This window comes from Faecalibacterium sp. OM04-11BH, from assembly GCF_003482185.1.
In the GTDB taxonomy this organism is placed as follows: domain Bacteria; phylum Bacillota; class Clostridia; order Oscillospirales; family Ruminococcaceae; genus Faecalibacterium; species Faecalibacterium tardum.
This window is the reverse complement of the sequence record NZ_QULS01000003.1, coordinates 258,077-269,819: the sequence shown is the minus strand read 5'-3', so window position 1 is coordinate 269,819 and position 11,743 is coordinate 258,077. Positions and strand designations below refer to the sequence as shown.

The 11,743-nt window shown below is 58.6% G+C and carries 13 protein-coding genes; 2 read left to right on the top strand and 11 right to left on the bottom strand.

Going from position 1 to position 11,743, the window contains the following annotated elements; all coding sequences use genetic code 11:
- Nucleotides 1-235: 235 nt before the first annotated feature.
- Nucleotides 236-1,396, top strand: coding sequence for a glycosyltransferase family 4 protein (locus DXB44_RS04830; protein WP_118657932.1), 1,161 nt, complete (start codon nt 236-238; stop codon nt 1,394-1,396).
- 50 nt (nt 1,397-1,446) lie between these two features.
- Here DXB44_RS04830 and DXB44_RS04825 read toward each other — a convergent pair whose 3' ends face one another.
- The gene (locus tag DXB44_RS04825) at nt 1,447-3,063 is read right to left on the bottom strand and encodes a phospholipase D-like domain-containing protein (RefSeq protein WP_118657931.1); all 1,617 of its coding nucleotides are present in this window, start codon (nt 3,061-3,063) and stop codon (nt 1,447-1,449) included.
- Nucleotides 3,064-3,268: 205 nt separating this feature from the next.
- Between DXB44_RS04825 and udk the strand changes: the two genes are divergently transcribed.
- Entirely contained in the window at nt 3,269-3,898 is a 630-nt protein-coding gene (gene udk / locus DXB44_RS04820; RefSeq protein WP_118657930.1) for a uridine kinase, read from the top strand.
- Between the two features lie 532 nt (nt 3,899-4,430).
- Here the strand turns inward: udk and atpC are convergent.
- The 10 genes from atpC to DXB44_RS04760 form a co-directional block, all read right to left on the bottom strand.
- On the bottom strand, nt 4,431-4,829 hold the full coding sequence (gene atpC, locus DXB44_RS04805; RefSeq protein ID WP_118657927.1) for an ATP synthase F1 subunit epsilon: 399 nt from the start codon (nt 4,827-4,829) through the stop codon (nt 4,431-4,433).
- Nucleotides 4,830-4,832: 3 nt separating this feature from the next.
- Nucleotides 4,833-6,227, bottom strand: a complete 1,395-nt coding sequence (gene atpD / locus DXB44_RS04800) for a F0F1 ATP synthase subunit beta (RefSeq protein WP_055186784.1) — start codon at nt 6,225-6,227, stop codon at nt 4,833-4,835.
- Between the two features lie 25 nt (nt 6,228-6,252).
- Entirely contained in the window at nt 6,253-7,101 is an 849-nt protein-coding gene (atpG, locus tag DXB44_RS04795) for an ATP synthase F1 subunit gamma (RefSeq protein ID WP_112090725.1), read from the bottom strand.
- 19 nt (nt 7,102-7,120) lie between these two features.
- A complete protein-coding gene (gene atpA / locus DXB44_RS04790) occupies nt 7,121-8,641 on the bottom strand; it encodes a F0F1 ATP synthase subunit alpha (protein ID WP_118657926.1) in 1,521 nt (506 codons plus the stop codon).
- Nucleotides 8,642-8,731: 90 nt separating this feature from the next.
- A complete protein-coding gene (atpH, locus tag DXB44_RS04785; protein WP_118657925.1) occupies nt 8,732-9,271 on the bottom strand; it encodes an ATP synthase F1 subunit delta in 540 nt (179 codons plus the stop codon).
- Nucleotides 9,268-9,774, bottom strand: coding sequence for a F0F1 ATP synthase subunit B (gene atpF / locus DXB44_RS04780; protein WP_005921515.1), 507 nt, complete (start codon nt 9,772-9,774; stop codon nt 9,268-9,270). The genes atpH and atpF overlap by 4 nt, the downstream gene beginning before the upstream one ends.
- 37 nt (nt 9,775-9,811) lie before the next feature.
- Nucleotides 9,812-10,093: an ATP synthase F0 subunit C gene (atpE, locus tag DXB44_RS04775; RefSeq protein ID WP_005921517.1), complete on the bottom strand. Its 282-nt coding sequence runs from the start codon at nt 10,091-10,093 to the stop codon at nt 9,812-9,814.
- Between the two features lie 51 nt (nt 10,094-10,144).
- Entirely contained in the window at nt 10,145-10,888 is a 744-nt protein-coding gene (locus tag DXB44_RS04770) for a F0F1 ATP synthase subunit A (RefSeq protein WP_097778429.1), read from the bottom strand.
- Complete coding sequence (locus DXB44_RS04765) at nt 10,889-11,392, bottom strand: ATP synthase subunit I (protein WP_112090729.1); 504 nt, start codon at nt 11,390-11,392, stop codon at nt 10,889-10,891.
- Between the two features lie 15 nt (nt 11,393-11,407).
- Nucleotides 11,408-11,668, bottom strand: a complete 261-nt coding sequence (locus tag DXB44_RS04760; protein WP_172679811.1) for an AtpZ/AtpI family protein — start codon at nt 11,666-11,668, stop codon at nt 11,408-11,410.
- Nucleotides 11,669-11,743: the final 75 nt, after the last annotated feature.

Here is an 11,743-nt window from a genome sequence, read left to right as displayed (position 1 = left end):
GTAGTCGCCGACTTAACAAAGAGCTCTGAGATGAAAGTCTCAGGGCTTTTTTACGTATAGAAGATGAATTTTCTACAAATAAAGCAAGATATAATTGAAAATTCATGTTTTGTTAAAGTACTTTATAGGAATTAGTTGCAGCTAAGGGATGCTTATGATACAATAATAATATGCTATTGTGATGAAAAATGGGATTTGACGGGGATGTATTACAAAATGAAAGGAAGTAGTTGCGGTGAAGGTGGCGATGATCGGGCACAAGGATTTTCCGAGTCGCTCGGGCGGTGTGGAGGTCATGGTTGGCGGGCTGGCCAGAAGTCTGGTGGAACGCGGCTATGACGTTACCGTGTATAACCGCGGCTTGGAAAAGCACCATAATGTGTACGATGTGGACGGCGTTCACGCACGGCGGGTGTTTACCCTGCAAAAGCCTGCACTGAATGCCACAATCTACTCTTTTCTGGCTACTTTTGATGCGCTGTTCCGGGGCTTTGATGTGATCCATTACCACGCCATCGGACCCAGCGTACCGCTGCTGATCGCTAAGATATTCGGCAAGCACACCGTATGTACGGTGCACGGTTTGAACTGGAAGGTGGACAAGTGGCGCGGCTTTGCAAGCCGTTACATGAAGCTGGGAGAGAAGATCGCCGCAAAATATGCGGATGATCTGGTGGTGCTTTCGGAGACGGAGTGGAACTATTTTTTGCAGAAATATGACCGCGCCTCCATTCTGATCCCCAATGCCATTCGCTTTTATGAAAAGCGCCCCTGTAATCTGATCCGGGAAAAATATGGGCTGAAGCAGGGAGAGTACATCCTGTATGTGGGGCGCATCTCGCCGGAAAAGGGCACGATGGATCTGGTGGAGGGCTACCGCAAGGCCAAGACAGGGAAAAAGCTTGTACTGGTCGGCCCGCTGGATGACAGCGAATATTGCAGAGCGGTACAGCAGCAGGCACAGGATGACCCCAATATCATCATGACAGACTATGTGGTGGGTGACCCGCTGAAGGAGCTTTACAGCAACTGCGGGCTGTTCGTTTTGCCCAGCCACACCGAGGGACTTTCCCTTTCTTTGCTGGAGGGGCTGTCTATCGGTGCACGGTGTCTGGTGAGCGATATCCCCGAGAATACGGTCGTGACCGACATTTACGGCGCGGCCTTCAAACCGGAGGATACGGACGACCTTGCCCGGGCGCTGGAGCGAGAATGCGCACAGGAGTACCCGGACGCAATGCGGCAGCAGCAGATCGAGTACGTCCATACAAATTTTGAGTACGATGTGATGCTGGATCGTTACGAGGAAGTCTATCATCATGTGGTGGGTGATCCGCTGATGGCGATGCCCTCCACCCTGAAAAAAGAAAAAGTGCTGGTCGGCACAAAAGCATAAGCAAAGAACGCCCCGGAAACGTTTGACAGCGTTTCCGGGGCGTTTTTCGTTTAGATCAGCGGGGCGATGAACTTGAGCATCATACCCACCAGATGCAGCAGCTTTTTGCCCTGCCAGACGCTCTGGCGGGTGGGCTCTACCGTGCGGCACTGTGCCAGTGTATCTTGAAAATCAGCCTCAATGCGAGGCAGACAGTCCACACCGCGCATCCAGACCGCGTTTTCAAAGTGGTGGTACAGACTGCGGTAATCCAGATTGATGGTGCCCACAACGGCCTCCTGCCCCTCCATGATCATCACCTTGGCGTGGGTGAAGCCGGGCACCCACTCGCTGATCTTCACACCGGAGGACAGCAGCGGCAGGTAATGGGTCTTAGCCAGCGCATAAGCAAACCACTTGTCCGGCTTGCCGGGTAAAATCAGGTGCACATCCACGCCGCGCTCTGCGGCAAAGCGCAGGGCGGTCTCCAGCTCGCCGTCCAGAATGAGGTAGGGCGTGATGATATGTACGCTGTGCCGGGCGCGGTTGAGCAGGTCGATGTACACCATCTCGCCTACACGCTCGCCGTCCAGCGGGCAGTCGCCGTAGGGGATGACAAAGCCGTTGGCCTGCGTTTCCGGGAGGGGCCGGGTAAGAAACTGCGCAAACTCCGGCTCGCGCTGGATGCTCCACATCTGCAAAAACAGGGCGGTCATGGTGCGCACACCCTCGCCCTCCAGCATGACCGCGGCGTCCTTCCAGCGGCCGTATTTTTCAACGTGGTTGATGTACTCATCGGCCAGATTCACGCCGCCGGTAAAGCCCACACGACCATCCACGACAAGGATCTTGCGGTGGTCGCGGTAGTTGTAGTGGGTGGAAACAAAGGGTGTGACCGGCGCAAATACCTTGCACTGGATACCCAACGCCTCCAGCCGTCTGGGGTAGTCCCGGGGCAGGGTGGAGAACTCGCAGGTGCCGTCATACATTACCCGCACATCCACGCCCTGCGCGGCCTTGCGTGCCAGAATTTCCAGAATGCGCCCCCACATCAGACCCTCATCGATGATGAAGTATTCCAGAAAAATGTACTGGGTGGCGCTTTCCAGCTGGGGCAGCAGCGCAGCAAACTTGGCTTCTCCGCTGGGGAAATAGGTCACCTGCGTGTTTTCGTACACCGGGAAGCCGCCGCCCCGTCCGCGCAGATACTGCGCCAGAGAGGCCGCGCCGGGGCAGTCGGCATCCAGCGCCTTGCCCGTCTTTTTGTTCTGCGGCAGTTGACTGCGGGTCTGCCCCTCCAGCTCCAGCAGGCGCTTTTTGAGCATCCGGTGGCCGACATCCTCCTTGGTGTAGCAGAACAGCAGCACACCCAGTACCGGGGCAAGCGCCGTGACCACCAGCCACGGAATGCGCACGCTGTTGTTCATGTCCTGATTGAGCAGGTAGACCATCATGACCGCGGTGACCAGCAAGGTGCCGCCCAAGTAATGGGGCAGCAGGTTACTGAACCAGCGCATCAGGCTGAAGAGCGCCCCGAATTGCAGCACCAGCAGCACCAGCACCAGCCCAAAGCGGCTGAAGATGGCATGGATCAGCCCTTTCTGGCCTTTACGGAGCAGACGGATGCCGCCGTCCTCAAATACCCGGACCTTGCTTCTCATGGTGTGCTGCAATGTTTCTTTTGACATTTTGACCGTCCTTTTTTTGGAATGTGTCGGAGGATGGCCTGCAAACCCTGTCCAAACGACACATTTTGTGCTATGATAAAAGGGAAGAGCTGCTGCCGGGCGGCAACAGCCCCGGGGCAGCAGAATATATACAAATCTATTATAATCCATTCCGGCCGGTTTTTCCACAGAAACCGGCAGATTTTGTACAGAAGGAGTTTGCATCATGAACAACCTGATCATTGGCATTGCGGGCGGCTCGGGCAGCGGCAAGACCACCCTTGCACTGCGGCTGAAGGAGCGCTTTGAGGAGAACGAGGTGCGCTTGATCTCCCACGACAGCTACTACAAGCGTCACGACGAGTTGCCCTTTGAAGAGCGCTGCAAGCTGAATTACGACCACCCGGACGCCTTCGACAACGCCCTGCTCATCTACCATTTACAGGAGCTGAAGGCCGGACGCGCCATCGACTGCCCGGTGTACGATTACTCCAACCACAACCGCAGCAACGAAGTGCAGCACATCGAGCCTGCCCCGGTGCTGATCGTAGAGGGCATTCTGCCCTTTGTAGAGCCGGAGCTGTGCGCCCTATTCGACTACAAGATCTTTGTGGACACGGACGCGGACGAGCGCATCCTGCGGCGCATTCTGCGGGACGTAAAGGAGCGGGGGCGCAGCTTGGACAGCGTGATCGACCAGTATCTTACCACGGTCAAGCCGATGCACGAAGCCTTTGTAGAGCCCAGCAAGCGCAACGCGGACATCATTGTGCCCAATGGCGGCGAGAACAGCACCGCCGTGGAGATGCTGGCGCACCACATCCGCACCCTGATCGAGAAGGCGAACCGGGGGTAAGACGATTTAGAATGGCTTCCGCTGCGCTCTAGCCATGTTCAGCGGAAAGAATATTTTTAATTTTGGGGTTCTGAAAAGCCTGCGGGCTTTTCAGAACCCCATTTCCACAGGTGGGGTCGTAGAGGAAAACGGCATTTGCAGCGCCGCTTTCTGCGAAAGCGCGGCGCTGGGGGCGGGCGCTCGCTCCCCCTTGGGGGAGCTGTCGCGCAGCGACTGAGGGGTTATAGATGGAGAAGCGAAAAAAGCGTTAAAGCGATAGCGCCGACTGGCGCAGCGCTAGCTTTTTTGTGCTTCGACTTCTTCTTTAGGATTGTCAAGGGCGTGCAGCCCTTGGCCCGTTGCGGGGTGGGTGGAGTCCAGAGGTAGGGAGGGGGGAGTCGGAACACCCCTCCCTGCCTCTGGCCCAGCGGAGCGTCCCTGCACGCTGACGGCAGGTAGTAACTTCTCCTGCGGAGCGCATTCCCAATTGTCCATCACAAAACAAAAGGCACCCACAGCCATCCGGCTGTGGGTGCTTTTTTGCATACAGGGTTTAACGGACAGAGGTGCGCACCAGCGCGCGTTTCAGGCGCGCCTGTGCCATCTCGTACTCACGGTCGTTCAGGTTCTTGCGGGCAAGGATCTCCTCGGCGCGCTTCTTGGAAGCCTCCGCACGCGCCTGATCGATGTCCTCCGCCCATTCCCAAGTGGTAGCCACCAGACGCACGTCCCCGTCCAGCACGCTGAGCAGGCCGCCCATGCAGGCTGCACGGCGGCGCTGACCGTCGGCATCTACAATGTGTGCCTCGCCCATGCCCAGTGCCGTGCAGTAGTCGCCGTGCTTTGCCAGAATGGCGATATCGCCATCGATGGCGCGGCAGACGATGCGCTCGGCCTGACCTTCAAAGGCGCAGCCGTCCGGCGTGACCACCGTCAGATGAAAGGTCGTCATGGCTTACCCCTTCTTCGCTTTTGCGAACACGTCGTCGATGGTGCCCGCGAACAGGAATGCGCTCTCGGGCAGCTCGTCGCACTCGCCGTTCAGGATCATCTTAAAGCCCCGCAGGGTCTCCTTCAGCGGCACATACTGGCCGGGCATACCGGTGAACTGCTCTGCCACATGGAAGCTCTGGCTCAGGAAGCGCTGCACCTTGCGGGCGCGGCTGACGGTACGCTTGTCCTCCTCGCTCAGCTCGTCCATGCCCATGATGGCGATGATGTCCTGCAGCTCCTTGTAGCGCTGCAGCACCTTCTGGACGGCGCGGGCGATCTCGTAGTGCTCCTGACCCACGACCTCCGGGCTGAGGATGCGGCTGGTGGAGTCCAGCGGGTCCACAGCGGGGTAGATGCCCTGCGATGCAATGTCACGGCTTAGAACCGTGGTGGCATCCAGATGGGTAAAGGTGGTGGCAGGGGCGGGGTCGGTCAGGTCGTCGGCGGGAACGTAGACGGCCTGCACCGAGGTGATGGAGCCCTTGCGGGTGGAGGTGATGCGCTCCTGCAGGGCGCCCATCTCGGTGGCCAGCGTGGGCTGGTAACCAACGGCAGAGGGCATACGGCCCAGCAGTGCGGACACCTCGGAACCGGCCTGCGTGAAGCGGAAGATGTTATCAATGAACAGCAGCACGTCCTGATTTTTCACATCGCGGAAGTACTCTGCCATGGTCAGGCCGGACAGTGCCACGCGCATACGGGCTCCCGGGGGCTCGTTCATCTGGCCGTAGACCAGCGCGGTCTTGTTGATAACGCCGCTCTCGGTCATTTCGCCGTACAGGTCGTTGCCCTCACGGGTGCGCTCGCCAACGCCGGTAAATACCGAGTAACCGTTGTGCTCGGTGGCGATGTTATAGATCAGTTCCTGAATCAGAACGGTCTTGCCGACACCGGCGCCGCCGAACAGGCCGATCTTACCGCCCTTGGCGTAGGGGCAGATCAGGTCCACGACCTTGATGCCGGTCTCAAGGATCTCGGTGGTGGACTGCTGCTCCTCGTAGCTGGGAGCGGGACGATGGATGGGCCAGTAGGCATCCGGGGTGGGGGCGGGCTTGTTATCCACCGGCTCGCCCAGCAGGTTGAACACGCGCCCCAGACACTGGTCGCCTACGGGCACCTTGATGGACTCGCCGGTGTCCACGGCATCTGTGCCGCGCACCAGACCATCGGTGCTGCTCATGGCAATGCAGCGCGCTACATTGTCGCCGGTCAACTGAGCGACCTCCACCACCAGCTTCTGGCCGTGGTTGTCGATCTCAATGGCGTTGAGCAGCTCCGGCAGCTCGCCATCCTTGAACTGGATGTCCAGCACCGGGCCAATGACCTGGATCACCTTGCCGATATGTTTTTCGGACATAGGCTACAACTCCTTCTTGATAGTCTTAGTTCTCCGCGCCGGCCACGATCTCGGTGATCTCCTGCGTGATAGCAGCCTGACGGGCACGGTTATAATACAGGTTGAGATGGTCGATCATCTCGCCGGCGTTCTTGGTGGCAGCGTCCATGGCGGTGCGGCGGGCAGCCAGCTCGCTGGCCACGCTCTCGCACACAGCACCGTAGACGACACCGGCCACATACTCCGGGATGATCGCGCTGAATACTTCCTCGCTGCTGGGTTTGTACAAGATCTGACTGCGGCGTGCCTCGGCCTTCTGCTGCTCGGTGGGCTCCATGGCCAGCGGCAGCACCTCAATGGAGACAGCCGTCTGGGTCATCATGGAATCGAACCGGGTGTAGCAAAGCTTTACGGCGTCAAACTCGCCCTTGCGGTACCCTTCGGTGATCTGGCGCGCCAGCTGGAAGCACTGTCCCACTGAAATATCGGCGGCCAGCAGCACTTCCTGCGTGAACAGTTCGGCTTCGTGGTGGACAAAGTATTCTGCCGAGCGCTTGCCGATGGGCAGCACCTCCACGTTGCCGCTTTCCTGCGCGGCCAGTTTGAGCACATTGGCGTTGTAACCGCCGGCAAGGCCGCGGTCACCGGCAATGACCACCAGCAGCGTGCGCTTGATCTCGCTGCGGCGCAGGTAGGGGTTGCGGGCCCGGGGGTCCGCTGCCGCGATCTCGGTCAGGGTCTTGTACAGCGTTTCAAAATAGGGTCGGCTGTGCTCGACCCGCTCCTTGGCACGGCGCATTTTGGAGGAAGCCACCAGCTCCATGGCCTTGGTGATCTGCATGGTGCTCTCTACGCTTTTGATGCGCAGCTTGATGTCCTTCATGGAACCAGCCATGCGTTACGCCTCCTTCCCTTTAATGCGCCTTGACAAAGCTTTCGGTATACCGGGTCAGCACGGTCTTGAGCTGCTCCTCGGTGTCCTTATCCAGATTGCCGGTGGTGCGGATGGTGTCCATCACGGCAGCCCCGGCGGCATCGTTGTCCAGATACTCGTACAGGCTCTTCTCGTACTCTGCCACATCCGGCACCTTGACGTTGACAAGGTAGTCGTGGATCGTGGCGTACAGGATGGCGACCTGCTTTTCCACAGGTACGGGCGCGGAGCGGTTCTGCTTGAGCACCTCCACGATGCGCTCGCCCTGTGCCAGACGCGCCTTGGTATCGGCGTCCAGATCAGAGCCGAACTGTGCAAAGGATTGCAGTTCGCGGTACTGGGAGTAGATCAGCTTCAGGGTACCGGCCACCTTCTTCATGGCCTTGATCTGGGCGTTGCCGCCGACACGGGACACTGAGATACCGGGGTTGACTGCCGGCATGACACCGGAGTGGAACAGCTCGGTCTCAAGGAAGATCTGACCATCGGTGATGGAGATGACGTTGGTGGGAATGTAGGCGGAAACGTCGCCCGCCTGCGTCTCGATAATGGGCAGAGCCGTCAGGCTGCCGCCGCCCAGCTCATTGGAAAGCTTGGCAGCGCGCTCCAGCAGACGGGAGTGCAGATAGAAAACGTCGCCGGGGTAAGCCTCGCGTCCCGGGGGACGGCGGATCAGCAGCGACAGGGCACGGTAAGCCACCGCATGCTTGGAAAGGTCATCGTAGATGATGAGGACGTGCTTGCCCTGCTGCATGAAGTATTCGCCCATGGCGCAGCCGGAGTAGGGGGCGATATACTGCAGGGGAGACAGCTCGGAGGCGGTAGCGGACACCACGATGGTGTAGCCCATGGCACCGGCTTCGGTCAGGCTCTGCACAAGGTTTGCCACGGTAGAGCGCTTCTGACCGATGGCAACGTAAATGCAGATGACGTCCTTGCCCTTCTGGTTGATGATGGTATCGGAAGCGATGGTGGTCTTGCCGGTCTGGCGGTCACCGATGATCAGCTCGCGCTGACCGCGTCCGATGGGGATCATGGAGTCGATGGCCTTGATACCGGTTTGCAGCGGCTCCTTGACGGGCTGGCGCTCGATGATGCCGGGAGCGCGGCTCTCGATAGCGCGGTACTCGGTGGTCTCGATGGGGCCTGCGCCGTCGATGGGCTGGCCCAGTGCGTTGACCACGCGGCCGATCATGGCATCGCCCACCGGCACGGAAACTACCTTGCCGGTGCGCTTGACGATGCTGCCTTCTTTGATGCCGACATCCGAGCCCAGCAGCACGATGGAAACGGTATTTTCCTCAAGGTTCTGGGCCATACCGTATTCGCCGTTGTCAAACTGGAGCAGCTCGCCTGCCATGCACTTTTCCAGACCGCTGGCCCGGGCGATGCCATCGCCCACCATAATGACCGTGCCGGTCTCGCTCTGCTCGATGGCATTTTCGTAATGCTTGATCTGCGCACGGATGATCTTGGAGATCTCTTCAGGTTTCAGTTGCATCTTTGTTTGTTCACCACTCAATTCATAATAGTCATTTCGGGTGGAAATTCGTTCTGTGCTCTGCCCCGTTTGCAAAGGGCAGGGAAAAAGTTACAAAGTGACCGCCGCAATATCCCGGCGCAGGGCGGCAAGGCGGTTCTGGACGGTGCCGTCCAGCTCGGTGCCCTCGATATCCAGCCGGATACCGCCCAGCACCTTGGCATCCACCTTGGTCTTAAGGTCGATGGTCTTGCCGGTCAGGCTTTCCAGCTTGGCGTGCAGCGCCGCGCGCTGCGGCTCTGTCAGCGGGACAGCCGAGATGGCCGTAGCTTCCAGAATGCCGTGCGCCTGATTGTAGCGGATGCGGTAGGCCCGTGCGCAGCCGGACAACTCCCGCAGGGAGCCCTTCTCGCACAGGATCTTTAAAAAGTTCAGCACATAGAGGTGGACCTGCCCGCGCAGGGCTTCGTCCAGCAGGCCGCAGCGCTCCTTTTTGGGGATGCTGGGGGTGCTGAGCAGCCGCAGATAGTCCGGGTTTTGCTTCAGAAGCTGTTGCACCTCGTCAAGTTCGCCCAGAATGCGGGTCTCCAGCCCTTCCTCTGCCGCCAGATCGTACAGACTGCCGCCGTACATCTTTGCAGTTTCGGTCATGATGCTTCACCCACGTTTTTGATAAATTCGTCGATCAGGTCCTTGTGGTCCTTTTCGCTGATCTCGCGCTCCACCACCTTGGATGCGATCTCCATGGCAATGCCACCGATCTCGTCCTTGACCTCGTTCACGGCCTTCTTACGCTCCTGCGCAATGTCGGCCTCGGCCTTCTGCTTCAGCGCAGCGGCCTGTGCACGGGCCTCGCCCACGATCTCTTCCGAGCGGGCGGTGGCGGTCTTTTGCGCTGCGGTCACGATCTGGTTGGCCTCGGTGCGGGCGTTCTGCAGGTTCTGCTCGTACTCCGCCTTCATGGCCTCGGCCTCGGTGCGCAGCTTCTGCGCATCTGCGATCTCGCTGTCGGCCTTGGCCTTGCGGTCGGCGATCACCTGTTTGATCGGCTTCAGCAGGAACTTTTTGAAGATGACCAGCTGGATCATCAGGTTGCAGATCTGGGCCAGAAAGGTCCAGCCATCCAGCGTGATCAACGCCTGATACAGTTCCATAAGCGTCTCCTTTCGTTATTTTTTCGGATCGGGAGGCTTATGCCAGATACTTCATGAACATACCGGGAGCCAGGAAGATCAGCAGCAGGCCGGTAACAAAGCCGTAGATACCGGTGGTCTCGGAAAGGGCAACGCCGAGGATCAGGGTGCTGGTAACGTCGCTCTTGCACTCCGGCTGACGGCCAACGGCCTCACAGGCAGCGGCAGCAGCGTTGCCTTCGCCGATACCGGGGCCGATACCTGCGATCAGTGCGCAGCCTGCGCCGATGCCGCAGCCTGCCAGAGCGATACCACGAGCCAGATACTGGAAATCAGTCATAAGATTTGTCCTCCTAAAATGTGTTTGTGTTTTGGGGGATGCCGGAAGGCCTTAGTCCTCACCGGCAGCACGTTTGATGAAGATTGTGGTCAGGGTACAGAAGATGAACGCCTGAATGCAGCCGCCGAACCAGTCGAAATACAAACCGGTAAAGGCCGGGATGCCGATCTGGAACAGCTGGATCTGACTCAGGAAGCCCGGCAGCCAGCCAAAGATGACGTGGCTCAGACTTGCCAGTGCCCAGTACAGCAGTGTGGAGATGACTGTACCGGATAGGATGTTGCCGAAGTGACGGAACGCCATGCTGACAGGGGTGGAGACCTCCGACAGCACATTGATGGGTGCCATGATAAAGATCGGATCGAGCAGACCCTTGAGGTAGGCCAGAATGCCGTTCGTTTTGATCTTGTAATACATGATCAGAACAAACACCACGATGGCCCACGCCGCCTCGGTGTTCAGGTCGGCCGTGGGGCTCCACAGGCCGACAACGCTGATCAGGTTGCACCCGATGCTCAGTGCAAAAATAGCACCGACCAGAGGGATATACTGATCGAAGTGGAAGCCCATGTTGTCGTGCACGAACTGCTCCAGCCGCGTTACGATGAACTCGGCTGCGGCCTGTCGTTTAGACACATTTTCCAGCTTGAGGTCGTGCCCCAGCCAGATGGCAAAACCCGAGAGCAGCGCCATGACGATCCAAGTGCTTACCAAGGTCTGGGTAATTTTAAAATCACCCAGCAGGGGGATATTGGTGTGGATGGTATACAGGATCTTTGCGCCGTTCAGTTCCATTTATTCTTGTTCACCCCCTTCGTCACGGGGCTGCACCGCAGACGCCTTGGCGGGGGCGGGGTCATCTTCCACAGAGATGTCCACCGGCTCCTGCGGGGGCGTGAGCGGCTTGTACTTCCCGGTTATCTGGAGATAATAGATCGTAACTCTGGGGAACAGCAGCGGCAGAACGCCTGCAAACGCCTGGAAACAGGGAGCCGCAATGGCTATGATGATCCACAACGCCTGCAGCAGCATCCTTGTATTATAGGATATCTGCAGCTGTGCTTTACGCTTTTTTTCGTCCGGCTCGTCAATGACCTTCTGCACCACAAAGCAGATGCCGGCAAAGTTGCCGATAGCCACCAGCGCGCCGATGATGCCGCCCAGCAGCACCCGGTAGTCAAAGACCACCCAGCCCACCAGATGCAGCGCTGCAAACACCACCCACATCACGGCGGTGCATAAGGACACGCCGCAGGCGATGCGCAGCAGCTCCTTTTTGGATTCCGGCTGCAATTTCATAAAAACGGACCTCCATTACTGGTGGGAGTTAAAGCCCACCCGATGATTTTTTTCGTGTTTGGAGCGCTCCAGCCGTTCCTTGCAGAACACCCAGAAGTTCTGCGCCCCGGCGGCAAGCCCCAGCCCCACAGCGGGCAAAAACAGCCATTCCGGCCAGCCCCAGTGTTCCACAGCCCACCAGCACCCGGCAAGGCAGAGCACCAGCGGCAGCAGCATATTCAGCCCCAGCTGGGTCAGCCAGACCAGATCCTCTAAAGCTTTATACCAGCCTTTCAAGTCCTGCGCCGCTCCTTTCTGCGGGTGCTGCCTGTGTTCCAGTATCTGGAAGTATTGCCAGAGATGGACAGGCAG